The sequence below is a fragment of the Bradyrhizobium sp. Kon58 genome (genome assembly GCF_055807455.1).
This window is the reverse complement of sequence record NZ_JBVVOT010000001.1, coordinates 415275-430070: the sequence shown is the minus strand read 5'-3', so window position 1 is coordinate 430070 and position 14796 is coordinate 415275. Positions and strand designations below refer to the sequence as shown.

12 protein-coding genes are annotated in these 14796 nt (G+C 64.1%); 8 read left to right on the top strand and 4 right to left on the bottom strand.

What is annotated here, in order from left to right; genetic code table 11:
- Nucleotides 1–257: 257 nt before the first annotated feature.
- The 3 genes from AC0L20_RS02180 (at nt 258) to AC0L20_RS02170 (ending at nt 4335) form a co-directional block, all read left to right on the top strand.
- Nucleotides 258–1772: an ATPase domain-containing protein gene (locus tag AC0L20_RS02180; protein WP_473287241.1), complete on the top strand. Its 1515-nt coding sequence runs from the start codon at nt 258–260 to the stop codon at nt 1770–1772.
- The gene (locus tag AC0L20_RS02175) at nt 1769–3478 is read left to right on the top strand and encodes a response regulator (RefSeq protein ID WP_473287240.1); all 1710 of its coding nucleotides are present in this window, start codon (nt 1769–1771) and stop codon (nt 3476–3478) included. Before AC0L20_RS02180 ends, AC0L20_RS02175 begins: the two co-directional genes overlap by 4 nt.
- 176 nt (nt 3479–3654) lie before the next feature.
- Nucleotides 3655–4335 (top strand): hypothetical protein, encoded by a 681-nt coding sequence (locus AC0L20_RS02170; RefSeq protein ID WP_473287239.1) that lies wholly within the window; start codon nt 3655–3657, stop codon nt 4333–4335.
- Nucleotides 4336–5051: 716 nt separating this feature from the next.
- On the opposite strand, the gene AC0L20_RS02165 is transcribed toward AC0L20_RS02170, so the two are convergent.
- Nucleotides 5052–6215, bottom strand: a complete 1164-nt coding sequence (locus AC0L20_RS02165; protein ID WP_473287238.1) for a patatin-like phospholipase family protein — start codon at nt 6213–6215, stop codon at nt 5052–5054.
- A 230-nt stretch (nt 6216–6445) separates the two neighbouring features.
- Here AC0L20_RS02165 and AC0L20_RS02160 point away from each other — a divergent pair, with 230 nt between their 5' ends.
- The 3 genes from AC0L20_RS02160 (at nt 6446) to AC0L20_RS02150 (ending at nt 9771) form a co-directional block, all read left to right on the top strand.
- The gene (locus AC0L20_RS02160) at nt 6446–7228 is read left to right on the top strand and encodes an acetoacetate decarboxylase (RefSeq protein ID WP_473287237.1); all 783 of its coding nucleotides are present in this window, start codon (nt 6446–6448) and stop codon (nt 7226–7228) included.
- Between the two features lie 109 nt (nt 7229–7337).
- Nucleotides 7338–8357 (top strand): transporter, encoded by a 1020-nt coding sequence (locus AC0L20_RS02155; RefSeq protein ID WP_473287236.1) that lies wholly within the window; start codon nt 7338–7340, stop codon nt 8355–8357.
- Between the two features lie 73 nt (nt 8358–8430).
- Nucleotides 8431–9771, top strand: a complete 1341-nt coding sequence (locus AC0L20_RS02150) for a carbohydrate porin (RefSeq protein WP_473287235.1) — start codon at nt 8431–8433, stop codon at nt 9769–9771.
- On the opposite strand, the gene AC0L20_RS02145 is transcribed toward AC0L20_RS02150, so the two are convergent.
- The 3 genes from AC0L20_RS02145 to AC0L20_RS02135 form a co-directional block, all read right to left on the bottom strand.
- Nucleotides 9768–11063 carry an MFS transporter gene (locus tag AC0L20_RS02145; RefSeq protein ID WP_473287234.1) on the bottom strand — a complete coding sequence of 432 codons (1296 nt, stop codon included), beginning with the start codon at nt 11061–11063 and terminating at the stop codon, nt 9768–9770. The two genes, AC0L20_RS02150 and AC0L20_RS02145, sit on opposite strands and share 4 nt — an antisense overlap.
- Nucleotides 11064–11170: 107 nt before the next feature.
- Entirely contained in the window at nt 11171–12367 is a 1197-nt protein-coding gene (locus tag AC0L20_RS02140; RefSeq protein ID WP_473287233.1) for an acetyl-CoA C-acyltransferase, read from the bottom strand.
- 264 nt (nt 12368–12631) lie between these two features.
- On the bottom strand, nt 12632–13402 hold the full coding sequence (locus AC0L20_RS02135; protein WP_473287232.1) for an enoyl-CoA hydratase: 771 nt from the start codon (nt 13400–13402) through the stop codon (nt 12632–12634).
- A gap of 149 nt (nt 13403–13551) precedes the next feature.
- On the opposite strand from AC0L20_RS02135, the gene AC0L20_RS02130 reads away from it, so the two are divergent.
- Nucleotides 13552–14091, top strand: a complete 540-nt coding sequence (locus tag AC0L20_RS02130; protein WP_473287231.1) for a PaaI family thioesterase — start codon at nt 13552–13554, stop codon at nt 14089–14091.
- A gap of 59 nt (nt 14092–14150) precedes the next feature.
- A complete protein-coding gene (locus AC0L20_RS02125; RefSeq protein WP_473287230.1) occupies nt 14151–14771 on the top strand; it encodes a TetR/AcrR family transcriptional regulator in 621 nt (206 codons plus the stop codon).
- Nucleotides 14772–14796 lie beyond the last annotated feature (25 nt).

The following is a 14796-nucleotide window of genomic DNA, read 5'->3' as shown; positions in this document are numbered from 1 at the left end:
GCGCGGCTTTCGGGGCAGCGAACTGGCTTGTCGACGCTGACGCCTGGGACCGCCAGTCAGACCGCAAAAGCTAAAATCGGGGGCGAGAACGGTTCCGCGGCGAACGGTCTGGCGGACATGCGTCCGAAGGCGGAACTTGGAACCCGGCTTGGGCGTTCTTTGCCAGATTTCGCCTTACGGCCGGGGCCGGACCGCTGACCGCGCGTCCATCTCCGGGCCGGAGCGCACTTTTGGCGATGGAGCTTCACGGGGGTTCAATGATCAATTCATCGAGCCGGGCGCAAACCAGCGACCCCGGAGAGTTGCCCAGGATTTCGACCGGCAGTGACGGCCTCGACGATATCCTCTATGGCGGGCTCGATCCCAATCGCATGTACCTCTACGAGGGTCGGCCCGGCTCGGGCAAGACCACCATGGCGCTTCAATTCCTTCTCGAGGGCGCCCGCTGCGGTGAACGCGTGCTCTATATCTCCTTGTCGGAAACCAAGCGTGAGCTGACACTGGTTGCACAGCGGCACGGCTGGTCGCTGCAAGGCGTCGACATCTTCGAACTGGTGCCGCCGGAGACGACGCTCGATCCGGAGCGCGAGCTCACCGTCTTCCACCCCGCCGAAATGGAGCTGAGCGAAACCACGAGCCTGATATTCAAGGAGGTCGAACGGATCAATCCCGCGCGCGTGGTGCTGGACAGCCTGTCCGAACTGCGCCTCCTTGCGCAGAACCCGCTGCGGTACCGGCGCCAGGTTCTGGCCCTGAAGCACTTTTTCACCAACCGCAATTGCACGGTCATCCTCCTCGACGATCTCTCGTCCTCCCAGGACGATCTGCAACTCCATTCGATCGCGCATGGCGTCGTGATGCTCGAACAGCTCGCCATTGATTATGGCGCGGAGCGCCGGCGGCTTCGCGTGATCAAGATGCGCGGCATTCGATTTCGCGGCGGCTTCCACGATTTCACGATCGAAGCGGGAGGGGTGCGGATATTCCCCCGTCTGGTGGCGGCGGAACATCACACCTCGTTCATCGGTGAGTTGACGCCCAGCGGCAATGCGCAACTCGACCAGCTCCTGGGAGGAGGGCTGGAGCGCGGCACCAGTGCGCTGCTTTTGGGCGCCGCCGGTGTCGGCAAGTCGTCTCTCGCGCTGACCTATGCGATCGCGGCGGCGGATCGCGGTGAGCATACGGTGTTCTTTGCCTTCGATGAAGGTCGCGGTACGGTGGAGGCCCGGGCTCGAACGCTGGGCCTGCCCCTTGAAAGCCATCTGCAATCGGGGCTCATTCGGTTTAAGCAGATCGATCCCGCCGAGATGTCGCCCGGCGAATTCGCCGCCAATGTGCGCAACAGCGTCGAACAGGATAACGCCCGAATTGTTATCATCGACAGTCTGAACGGCTACCTCAACGCAATGCCGGATGAGCGATTTCTCATCCTCCAGATGCACGAGCTCCTGAGCTATCTCGGGCAGAAAGGCGTGCTGACCGTCCTGATCCTCGCCCAGCATGGGCTGGTCGGTCCGATGGAAACGGCTCTCGATATCAGCTATTTGAGCGATGCCGTGCTGATGCTGCGCTATTTCGAAGTCGGCGGAACGGTGCGGCGCGCCCTCTCGGTCGTGAAGAAGCGCAGCGGCAATCATGAAAATTCCATCCGCGAGTTTCGTCTTGGCCGTGCGGGCATTACGGTCGGTCCTCCGCTGACCGGATTCAGCGGCATCTTTTCCGGGAATCCGCGTTACTCGGGCACGGAGATGCCGGAAGGGCTGTCGGAATGAGCGCTGACCGCGATCATTGCGTCCTCGTGTTTGCTCCCATCGGCCGCGATGGACCGGCATCGGTCGAGCTTTTCCGCAATTCGAATCTCCTGGCAATCAATTGTCGGGGTCTGCCTGAGTTGGTCAGCGAGATGTCGGCGGGCGTGGGCGCGGTCCTTCTCGCCGAGGAGGGCTTGTTCGGGAAGGATACCCAGCCGCTGGCACATTGGATCGAGCGGCAGCCGCCCTGGTCCGACCTGCCCTTTGTCATTCTCACCAGCCATAGGGAGCAGCCGGCGGTGGTTGCCTGGCGCCGCAGCATCGTCGAGACACTCCGCAACGTTTCGCTGCTCGAGCGCCCGGTCCAGCCGATCACGCTGACGAGCGCAATTCAATCCGCAATGCGGGCCCGCCGGCGGCAATATGAAATTCGAACCTTGCTGCAGGCGCGCGAGCGGACGGCCCAGGAGCTCGAGAAGCTCGTGGTCGAGCGCACCCGTGCCCTCGAGGAAGCCAACAAGCATCTGCGGGCCGAAATGGAAGAGCGCGCCCGCGTCGAGGAGACCCTTCGTCAGGCCCAGAAGATCGAAGCCATCGGACAATTGACCGGCGGAGTAGCTCACGACTTCAATAATCTGCTGATGGTGATCTCCGGTGGATTGGACATGCTCGATCGGCAGACCGATCCTGATCGGCGGCGTCGGCTGTTGGAAGGAATGGTTCAGGCGGCGCAGCGTGGTGCCGGCCTGACCAGGCAGCTTCTGGCTTTTTCGCGGCGGCAGAAGCTGCGGCCCGAGGCCGTCGACATCCCGGCGCAGATCGGCGGCATGCGCGAATTGCTCGATCGGAGCCTGAGAGGCGACGTTCACGTCGAGTTCGATTTTCCGGAGGGGCTTTGGCCGGTGGAGGTCGATCCGGGAGAGCTCGAACTGGTCGTTCTCAACCTGGCGGTCAACGCCCGCGACGCGATGCCGAACGGTGGCACGATCGTTGTCCGTGGCGAGAACCTGGCCGGCCTGAACGAGAACGAGATCGCGGGCGATTACGTTCGTCTGTCCGTGGTCGACAGGGGCGTTGGAATGAGCCCCGAGATCCTGGCGCGGGTCTTCGAGCCGTTCTTCACGACCAAGGATGTCGGGAAAGGCTCGGGTCTGGGGCTTGCGCAGGTGCACGGATTTGCCACGCAATCACGCGGGATGGTTCGAATAAAATCGGTCGTCGACGAGGGCACCAGCATCGAGCTGTATTTGCCGCGATCCAGGAATATCCCTTCGGGTGAACGGCATCTCATCGACCTGAACAGGGCCCGGCCCAAGAAGGCCAATCATGGCAGGATCCTCCTCGTCGAAGACGACGACGAGGTCGCCGCGCTGGTCAGCGAGATGCTTGCGCAGCTCGGTTACCAGGTCACGCGCGCGGCCAGCGCTGCGGCGGCTCTCGGTGCCCTAGCGGACGGCCGTTCCGTCGATCTGGTGTTTTCCGATATCATGATGCCGGGCGGCATGAACGGTGTCGAACTCGCGCGCGAAATTCAGCGACGGCGAAGCGACATCCCGGTCCTGCTGACGAGCGGATACGCCGAAGCCGCGGTTCACGACGCCGAAATGGCCGGGATCCGGATCCTGTCGAAACCCTACCACATCGACGAGCTCGCCGCAGCGCTCAGTGCTGCAAAATCGGACTTTGCGACAACCGCAGGATCTGCCTTAGCGAAGACTCGGGGCTGACCATTCGCGCGACAATCATCGGCCGGGCTATGGCTTCCGGGAGCCCCTGCGCAATTGCGCGCTCGGCCGATCGTGCCACGGCGTACAACGATACGAGGAACGAATGCAAAGCAGTTGCGAAGACACGCATTCGTTCTCTGCGAGTTAAACATTTCCGCCGCTACGTGTGGGCTGTGATGATTGCCAAAATCGGCCCGCAAAGCAGCCACTTTCAGCCGCTATTTGAGACCATTTCAGCCAAACTGTTGTTGGTTTCTTTGCAGGGGCAGGGACCTTCAGTTTGGAGCCCTGCAATGTTCAAGTCGGTTCTTTCCGCGTGTCTCTTCGTTGCCCTTAGTTTCGTCGCTTCCGAAGCGCGGCCCTATCGCATTCATCAAGCAACCGAATGCAACGTCACGATGCCCTGCGACTTCTCGTATTCGCAAACGCGCCGTGAGCGGACTTCCAGGTCGTTCCTAACTCCCAGGTCGTCACTCCAATCCTATCGCGCGACGCAACTGATAGCGACCGACGCAGGCGGCGCCGCGACGGCGAGCCTCTCGGGTGGTCGCATCGTCGGTAGTCGTCCCGCAGGTTGCCCTTCCTCCTTCTGCGGCTGCGGCGCTGCTCTGCGCGTGTTCGGCCGTATCGTGCCGGAATTGAATCTTGCGTCGAACTGGCTGCGCTTCCCGCGGACGTCACCCGCACCGGGAATGGTCGCAGCCCGACACGGACATGTGTTCGTCCTCGAGCAACACCTAAGCGGGGATACCTGGCTGGCGTACGACGCCAACTCGGGCGGACACGCGACGCGAATGCATGCGCGTTCATTGCGTGGCTACACGATCGTCAACCCGCGCGGCGGTTCGGTCGCTTGAGACGCGGGCCGACAGGTGCGTCACGAGACCTGGTGCGCCATCGCGCGAAACACCTTGTCAACCCCGCACTGAAATAATATTCGTATTTACAGAAGTTCGGATAAGGCGTAGTTTGCGCGCATCCCGGCCTGCTACAAGGGCGTTTCGCGATCGTCACGAGACGCGGGCCGGGAGGCGGTGGCCGCGACTGCGTCGACGCGCTGGGCAGGCTGCAGGGCGGGTTTCCCGTGAGCAGCTGCACACGCGGTACGACACGGCGCTGACAGCCTTCTCGTTCGGTCTCGATGGCGAGCGCACGCCAGGCATCGAGGACAGGGACGGGGAGGTGCGCGGACGGCAAAATCGTGTGGTCCTGACGCCCGGGGTCTGTGCGTCAAGTCTTGTGGTGATGCTCTGCCCAACCGGGTCAGCACATCAGCGATCCGCAAGGCGACGGGGGCAATAGTGCATCGCTCCCCGGGGAGAGCGCGTCATAAGCCTTAAAACCATTCGCGCAGGGAAGGCCGGTTGCCGGCGTCACCTGTCGTCCACCCCGTGCGCGTCTTGCTCGCACACGGGACTACGGGTGCCAGCCGGCGCCCGGCCTTCCCTGCGCCCTTTCTTTCGAGAGGGTGCGAAGACGAGAGCAAAGCTCGGGCAAAATGAGCCGCGAGAATGCGAAAGTGTGCCTGCAACCCGGGAACGGGAATTGGGTGATCGCGATGGGGTCGATAGAGCTACGCGCTCTCCGTCTCACGGTGCACGTCGTGCACCACGAGGCCCATGCCTTCGTCGGGCATCTTGATCCAGTCACGGCGCTTCAGGGTACGCTTGGTGTCTTCGTAGCCGGAGGTCCAGTGCTCGCGCATCGAGGTGCCCGAGAATTCGTGGTCCTTGGCGTCGCCCTCATAGGCCTTCTGTTGGTAGATCAGATGCAGGATCGCGATCTCCGGCATGTGGCGCAGGTTTGACTTGAGTTTGCGCTCCTCCTCGGAGAGCTGCTCGCCGGGCAGCTTGGCCAAGGCCTTGTAGAGCAGGACCTTGAGGTTGTGGGTTCGGCGGTAGACGTCGGTGTTGTGGCGGGTGCGCGAGGAATACATGATGTCCTTGTGGCGGGCCATCACGTCCTGGATCGAGCGCGGCAGCACGCCCCGCGCACTGAAGAGGTCGACCTGGAACACCAGGGAATTGAGCGCGTCCTCCTGGTCGAGCAGGTGCTGAAGCGGCGTGTTGGAAACGATGCCGCCGTCCCAGAAATGATCGGTGCCGATCCGTACCATCGGCAGTGCCGGGGGCAGGGCTCCGGAAGCCATGATGTGCTCCGGCTCGATCTCGTCATGGGAGTTGTCGAAATAGATGAAATTGCCGGAGAGCACGTTCACGGCGCCGACCGCGAAGCGAACCTTCTTCTCGTTGATGAGGTCGAAGTCGACCAGCTCGAGCAGGCTCTCCTTCAGCGGCATCGTGTCGTAATAGCTGGTGGCGGTCCGGGCTCCGACCGGGCTGAGCCAGGGATTGACTTGATGCGGGCTGAAGAAGCCCGGCTGGCCCATTGCCGACGTCATCCAGGCGCTGGTGAGATTGCGCCACTGGCGGAAGATGTCTCCGTCAGGCGTGTAGTGCCAGATCTTGCGGTTGGTGATGCGCTCCCAGAAGATGCGCAGCGCCTCAAGTCGCTTCTCCGGCTTGTTGCCGGCGATGATGGCGGAGTTGATCGCGCCGATCGAGACGCCGCAGACCCAGTCGGGCTCGATGCCGGCTTCGTGCAGTGCCTGGTAGACGCCGGCCTGGTAGGCGCCGAGCGCGCCGCCACCTTGCAGTACCAGCGCGACGCGGTCGCAGCGCTCGGGCCGCCAACCTCGTGAAGAAGGCTGATGTGTCTGATATGTGCGGGCGTCCATGGTCGGTGCTCCCTGTTTCGCCAAACGATTGCGTCCGGCGGTGACGGCGTAATGACAATTCCGGCGCCGATGCATCGCTTGCATGCGCCATGATCGCCTTGGGAATGGCTGCGGTCGTGCGGCTGACGGAAATCCTTCACATCGCAGTCAATGACGGCGGCTAGCAATCTGCATCGCCGCCTGACGCTGCCGGGCGGGCATCACATGAGCACCACGAGAGGAGACCGGCGATGCGCAGGGAAGATTTACTGAGACTTCCGTCGATGCCGGCGGCCGGGCCGAGCTATCCGGCCGGGCCCTATCGCTTCGTCAACCGCGAATTCCTCGTCATCACCTACGAGACCGATCCGGACCTGATCCGCGCCGGCCTGCCTGAGCCGCTGGAGCCGATCGACCAGCCGATTGTGCATTACGAGTGGATCCGGATGCCGGACTCTTCCGGCTTCGGCAGCTACACCGAATCCGGCCTCGTCATCCCCGCGCGCTTGCACGGCGAGGAGGTTAATTTTGTCTCGCAGATGTATCTGGACGACGATCCGCCGATCGCCGCCGGGCGCGAGATCTGGGGCTTCCCCAAGAAATACGCCCATCCCAAACTCGAGATCGTCAAGGACACGCTGACGGGCACGCTGGAATATGCCGGCCAGCTCGTCGCCATGGGCACGATGGGCTACAAGCACGAGAGCATGGCCGGCAATGGCGATCTGACCCGGGCGACACTGTCGAAGACGCAGATCAATCTGAAGATGATCCCCGGCGTCGACGGACGCCTTGAGATCTGCCAGCTGGTCGCGATCAACCTCATCGACATCGTGCCGAAGGGCTCCTGGATGGGGCCGGGCCGGCTGCATCTGGTGCCGCATGTCAACGCGCCCGTCGCCGATTTCCCGGTCCGCCGCTGCCTCGGCGCGCATCATTACATCGCCGACCTGACGCTGCCGTTCGGCCGCGTCGTGCACGACTACATCAGGGAAGCCGAGGCGGTGGCCGCGACCGGGCTGGCGGCCGAGTAGGGCGGCATCATCAAACTGTAACAATGCCGTAATTGAGTACCCGCGAGGGTCCGGAAGATGCCGTCAGCCATCTTCCGGAGCGGGGCTTTCGTTGACGGTGGGGTTGGTCATGGCTGAGCCGGCGAAGCTTGTCAGCGCGACATCGGATTTCGTGCCTGGCATTCCTGGCCTGGTGTGGGCGTTCCGCCTCCACAACGACGGCAGCGCCGAGGCGCTGCCGATCGACCAGCCGATCGAGTTCAGTCACGACGGCCGGCTCTGGCTGCATTTCAACCTCACGGACACGCGTTCACGGCCGTGGATCGCCGCGTCGCAGCTGCCGCCGCTCGCGCGCGAGCTCTTGCTGTCCAACGACACCTTCCAGCAGCTTCACGTCATCGACCACTGCGTCTACGGCGTGTTCTCCGACCTCGTGCGCGACATTGGCAGCGCGACGGAGGAGACCGCGTTCCTGCGCTTCGCCATGACCGAGCGGCTCCTGATCAGCGGCCGCCATCAGGCGCTGTGCTCGGCGGATGCGACACGCCGGGTGCTCGAAGGCGGCTACCGCGTCGACAATGTCGCCCATCTCCTCGAAAAGATCGTCGACGAGGTCGCCGACACGCTTGATAGGATGGCCGACAAGCTCGGCCAGGAGATCGACGAGATCGAGGAGCGGATTCTGGCCGACGACGTCAAGCCGGAGATGCGCCGTAATCTCGGCCGGCTGCGCCGGACCTGCGTCAGGCTGCATCGCCAGCTCACCGGCCTGCGTACGCTGTTCCATCGCCTCGACCAGAAGAACACCGACCACCTGTCGCCGGATTTGCGTATCCAGGCCGGCAAGCTGGCGCAGCGGCTGGACGGCCTCGACCACGACATCGTGGAGCTGCGCGAACGCAGCCGCCTGCTTGAGGAGGAGCTGCGTTTCAAGAACGAGGAGGAAAGCAACAACCACCTCCACACGCTCTCGATCGTGACCTCGCTGCTGCTGCCGCCGACGCTGATCACCGGCATTTTTGGTATGAACACGAAAGGCCTGCCGCTGACCGATGTCGAGAGCGGATTCTTCGTGGCGGCGCTGCTGATGGCCTCGTCGGTCGCTGCCGCCTATCTCTTCATGCGGCGCAGCGGTATTTTCAAGAAATAGCATATCGATCGTGAGTTCGCGTGATCCTCAATCTCCATTGCGACGCGCGGCTGCGATCGCATTGGCTTCGGCAATGGCGAGCACCAGCGCGCTCGCCGGTGCCAAGGACGAGAGCGCGGCGGAGTGGCTGGCTCCAAGATGGTTCAACGCGTGGCATGACGGCCTCGCCGACAAGGGCCTGAATTTCGGCGCCACCTACATCGGCGACAATATCGGCAATGTGTCGGGCGGCGTTAAGCGCGGCGCCATCCATTTCGGCCGGCTCGATCTGTCGATCGATGCCGATCTCGACAAGCTGGTCGGCTGGACCGGCGGCCGCTTCTACGCCAATGCCTTCGTGATCTACGGGCGAGGCCTGAGCCGCAACTACGTCATGAATCTCGCGACCATCAGCGAGATCGAGGCGCTGCCGGACCAGCGGCTCTACAACGCCTATTTCGAGCAGAGCCTCTTCAATGACAGGCTGAACATCAGGGCCGGCCAGCAGGCCGCCGATGTCGAGTTCTTCGACAGCCAGACCGACGACCTCTTCATCAACGGCACGTTCGGCTGGCCGGCGATCAAGGCGTCCAACCTTCCGGCCGGCGGCCCGGCGCCGCCAATCGCGGTCCCCGGCATTCGCATCAAGGCCGCGCTGACGGACCAGGTCACCCTGTTCGGTGCAGTGTTCAATGGCGATCCGTCAGGCCCGGGCAATCAGGATCCGCAGCTTCGCGACCATCATGGTCTCGCCTTCCGCATCAACGACCCGCCGTGGGTGATCGGGCAGGTCCGCTTCAACTACGACATCGATATCGGCGGCCGTCCGCTCGCCGGCAATGTCACCCCGGGCGCCTGGAAGCACTATGGCTCCTTCGACAGCCAGCGCTTGACGGCGGAGGGGCTGTCGATCGCCGATCCCGGCGGGAGCGGCGTTCCGGCGAAGCTTCGCGGCAATTATGGAATCTTCGCGGTCATCGAGCAGGTGCTCTACCGCCCGCCGGAGGTCAGGGAGAACAGCACGTCGGCCTCGCTCCCGGGTGTCACTGCGTTCGGCCGCATCGCCTACAGCCCGCCGGACCGCAATCTGATTGATCTCTATCTCGACGGCGGCATCGGCTTTGTCGGCTTCATGCCTGGCCGTCCGCTCGACCGGTTTGGCGTGGCGATGGCCTACATGCGGATCTCGAACACCGCGCGCAATCTTGATGTTGATACCCAATTCTTCACCGGCATCCAGAGCCCGGTGCGCAGCAACGAAACCCTGATCGAGATGATCTACGAAGCGCATGTCAAGCCGGGCTGGCTGGTCGCGCCGTACTTCCAATATGTGTTCCGCCCCTCGGGCGGCATCCCGAACCCGAACGACCCGAGCGGTGTCGCGCGGATCGGTGACGCCGCAGTCTTCGGCGTCACCACCACGATCAGGTACTAAGCCATCGCGGCTTGCGGCTTCGGCTTCGGTTGTCGCGAGAGCGTCAGCACGATCAGCGAGGCGAACACGCAAAGCGCGCCGGCGATGAAGAAGGCGGGCAGGTAGCTCTGATAAACCGTCCGCGAGAAACCGGCGCCAAAGGCGGCGGTGCCCGCGCCGAGCTGGTGGCCGGCAAAGATCCAGCCGAACACCAGATTGGCGCGCTCGGGCCCGAATTTCTGCGCGGTGAGACGCACCGTGGGCGGCACGGTTGCGATCCAGTCGAGCCCGTAGAACATCGCGAAGATCGAGAGCCCATAGAACGAGAAATCGCTGAAGGGGAGGAAGATCAGCGAGAGCCCGCGCAAGCCGTAGTACCAGAACAGGAGGTAGCGGTTGTCGTAGCGGTCCGACAGCCAGCCCGACATGATGGTGCCGAAGAAGTCGAAGATGCCCATCGCAGCCAAGAGGCCTGCGGCCTGCACCTGCGGGATGCCGAAATCGAGGCACATCGGAATCAGATGCACCTGCACGAGGCCATTGGTGGAGGCGCCGCAGACGAAGAACGTCGCAAACAGGACCCAGAACGCGCTGCTCTTCGAGGCGTCGCGCAGCGTGCCGAGTGCCACACCCGTGATCGAGCCATGGCTGACGGGCGGGGCGGGCAGGGGCGTGGTGCCTTCGTCGCCGAACGGGCGCAGGCCCAGATCGCTCGGACGGTCGCGCATCGCGAGCAGGACCGCGAGGGCGGAAACACCAAGCGCGATGCAGACGAAGCCGAGCGCAAGCCGCCAGCCGAAACGTTCGGTGAGGCTTGCCAGCAGCGGCAGGAACACGAGCTGGCCGGTGGCGACGCTCGCGGTCATGATGCCGACAACGAGGCCGCGCCTCGCCGCGAACCAGCGCGTCGCGATGGTGGCGCCCAGCACCAGTGCGGTCATGCCGGTGCCGATCCCGATCACGACGCCCCACAGCGCGACGAGCTGCCAGACCTCGGTCATGCCGAGCGACAGCACCAGCGCCGAGACGACGATGAGCTGCGCGGTCAGCGTGACGTTGCGCAGGCCGTAGCGGTTGAGCAGGGCTGCCGCGAACGGCGCCATCAGCCCGAACAGGATGAAGCGGATCGACAGCGCCGACGAGATCTCCGCCGTGCTCCAGCCGAACTCCTTCTGAAGCGGAACGATGAACACGCCGGGCGCGCCGACCGTGCCGGCGCTGATCAGCGCGGTGAGGAAGGTCACGCCGACCATCACCCAGCCGTAGTGGATATTGCGGCGGCCGAGTGCTGCCGCGAGCCAGTTCGAGATCATTGGGCCTCAATCTTGATGGGCAGGCGAGAGACCTGCGCGAGTTTGCAGAATGGCACGGGACGCGTCCGTCTGAAATGACAGAGTTCCCTCATTTACGGACTTTAACGTTAGTGCGTCAGGCGCTCCACCGCGATTGCTGTGGCTTCGCCGCCGCCGATGCAGAGCGCCGCCACGCCGCGCTTGAGGTTACGCGCCTCGAGCGCATGCAGCAGCGTCACGATCAGCCGTGCGCCGGTGGCACCGATGGGATGGCCGAGCGCGCAGGCGCCGCCGTTGATGTTGAGCTTGTCGCGGGGAATGCCGAGATCGCGCTGCGCCGCCATCGCCACCACGGCGAAGGCTTCGTTGATCTCGAACAGGTCGACATCGTCGGCGCTCCAGCCGACCTTGTCGAGCAGCTTGCGGATCGCCGGGATCGGTGCCGTGGTGAACCATTGCGGCTCCTGGCTGTGAGTGGCGTGGCCCTTGATCTCGGCCAGAGCCGGCAGGCCGCTGCGATCGGCGAGCGAGCGCTTCGTCAGCACCAGCGCAGCGGCGCCGTCGGCGTTGGCGGAGGAGGCCGCCGGCGTGATGGTGCCGTTGGCGCGGAACGCCGGCTTCAGCCCGGGGATCTTTGCGGGATCGACCTTCAGCGGATGCTCGTCATTGGCGACGATGCGGGGGCCGGCTTTCTCGCTCAGCGTGATCGGCGCGATCTCGGCCTTGAAGGCGCCGCCCTCGACCGCCTTGCGCGCGCGGCTCAACGTTTCCATCGCGAAGGCGTCCTGGTCCTTGCGGGTGAACTGATAGGCTTCGGCGGTGGCCTCGCCGAAATCGCCCATGGAGCGGCCGGTCTCGTAGGCGTCTTCGAGCCCGTCCATCATCATGTGGTCGATGATGCGGTCATGGCCGGCGCGATAGCCGCCACGCGCCTTGGCGAGCAGATACGGCGCGTTGCTCATGCTTTCCATGCCGCCGGAGACGACGATCTCGGCCGAGCCGGCGCGGATGATGTCGTGCGCCAGCATGGTCGCTTTCATGCCCGAGCCGCAGACCTTGTTGACGGTGGTCGCGCCGGTGGCATCGGGCAGGCCGGCGGCACGCGCAGCCTGGCGCGCCGGGGCCTGGCCCTGGCCCGCGGGAAGGACGCAGCCCATGAAGACCTCGTCGACCTTCTCCGGCGCAAGCTTGGCACGCTCCAGTGCCGCGCCGATCACGTGCGATCCGAGCTTGTGTGCGGGGAGCGGCGACAGCTCGCCCATGAAACGGCCGAGCGGGCTACGGACGGCGGAGACAATGACGACGGGATCGGCGGCTTCGGCCATGGGGGAGACTCCCTAAGATGTCGGAGATGTAAGATTATGATCATCATATGATGCGGCGCAAAAAATGCAACTGCGTCGGGCATGAGAAAATCTTGTGGTTCGCATGAGATTTGGTCGTGCGAACGGAAGAGGTTGTCCCACAACTTGCTGCCATCGCCCGCGCAGGCGGGCGATCCAGTACACCGAGGCGGTTGTGATTGAACCGATGGCGCGCGGAGTACTGGATGCCCGCCTTCGCGGGGCATGACACCGTTGCTGATGGCCCTACCGCTTCCGATTCACAAACGCGCCCATCAGCCGCGTCGGCTCGTCCGTCAGGAACGACTCGCCGAACACCTTCACGCTCAAATTCACCGACTCCGTCAGCGGCAGTTCCTCCCATTGCCGCAGCAGTGCTTTCTGCGAGCGCAGCGCCTCGGGGCCGCATTCGAGCAGCGCCTGCACAAGGTGCTCGACCTCGGCGTCGAGCCCGCCCTCCGGCGCGACCTTGTCGACCAGTCCCCAGGCCAGCGCCGTCGGCGCGTCGATGTTCTCCGCGGTCATCACCAGCCAGCGTGCGCGGGCCCACCCGATCAGACGCGGCAGCAGCGCGGCATGGATTACTGAGGGAATGCCGACGCGCACCTCCGGCATGCCGAAATGCGCGTCATGCGCCGCGATCCGGAAATCGCAGGCGGCAGCGACTTCGAGCCCACCGCCAAGGCACCAGCCGGGCATGCGCGCGATCATGGGAGCCGGGAAAGTGCGCACCGCTTCGCAGAGATCGCGCAGGCGGCTGATAAAGGCCTCGGCGGACTTCTGGTCGAGCCTGGCCATCTCCTTGATGTCGGCGCCGCCGATCATGCTCTTCTCGCTCTGGCCGCGCAGCACCGCAACCCGGATGCTGCGGTCGGACGAGAGCTGCTGCAAGCCTTCGCGCACCGCATCGGTGACGGGCGAGCCCAAAATGTTCAGCGAGCCGGCATTGCAGATCGCGACATGAACGACGCCGCGCGCATCGCGCGTCACGCCGCAGTGGTGGTTGAGCATTTCCATGAGAGGATCTCTGAGTTTCGTAGACGTGCGAATACGCCGGTCAGGTCACACTTCCGAGCCGAAACGCATTGCTTGTCAAGCGGGCGGGAAGCAGTTGCCAGCGCGAAGTCCGCAGCATAGTATGATGGAAGTCATACCAAGAGGTCACGATGACCAGCAACGATCAACTCGACCTGTTTTCGCCTGCGGGCCGGCGCGAGCGGGTGGTGGAGTGGCAGGTGCCTGCGCCGGTTGCGAAAGTGGCGATGGGCCTGTCAGGCATGGATGCGATGCTGGGCATCCGCGACGGAAGGCTGCCGCCGCCGCCCTTTGCCAAGCTGATCGGCTTCGTCATGGCCGTGGTCGAGCCGGGCCGGATCGTCATGGAACTCGAGCCGCGCGATGATCTCGAGAACACTATTGGCCTCCTGCACGGAGCCACAGCCGCCGCGCTGATCGACACCGCCATGGGGTGTGCGATCTCGACCCGGCTGGAGCCCGGGCAGGGCTCCGTCACCCTCGATCTGAAAATGACCTTTCTGCGTCCGCTCTCGGTCCGGTCCGGGTTGATCTCCGCCGAAGGCAAGGTGATCAAGCTGGGACGCCTGACCAGCTACACCGAGGGGTTCGTCCGCGACGGTCAGGGGGCGCTTGCGGTGCACGCAACCGCGACCTTTTCCATGATCGGCAACAATTTTACCGGGAATTAATGCGCCGTCCGGCCGATATCCGTGTTATTAGATGACCTCCGACATCCAATGAGATCCGCATGCGCTATTCCCGGGAACACAAGCAGGAAACCCACGACCGCATCGTAAAGAAGGCCTCCGTGCGGCTGCGCGAAAAGGGCGCCCACGGCATCGGTGTCGCCGACCTCATGAAGGAAGCGGGCCTGACCCATGGCGGCTTCTACGCCCATTTCGATTCCCGCGAGGCGCTGGTGATCGAGGCGTTTGACTACGCCATGGATCGCTCGATGGAGCACTGGCGCAAGCAGTCCGATCAGGTCGCGCCGGAGAAGCAGCTCCCCCAGATCGTCGAGACCTATCTCTCGACGGTGCATCGCGACAACCCCGGTCACGGCTGCTCGATCCCCGCGCTCGGTGCCGAGATCGCCCGCGAGAGTCCGAAGACGCGAAAGGCCTTTGCCGGCAAGCTCGACGAGATGATCGAGATGATCACGGACTTCATCCCGAATCTGCCGCGCAAGGCCGCGCGCAAGCAGGCGATCGCGACCCTGGCGACCATGGCCGGCACCATGCTGCTCGCGCGCATTGCCGGCTCGAGCGAGCTGTCGGACGAGGTGCTGAAGACGGGCAAGGACAGCGCGCTCGATGGCGCGCGGCGTGAGCCGAAGGTGGCGGCTGCGAAGAAGGTGAAGCAGAGTTAGGCCGAGGTGCCGTTGAATGCGTAGG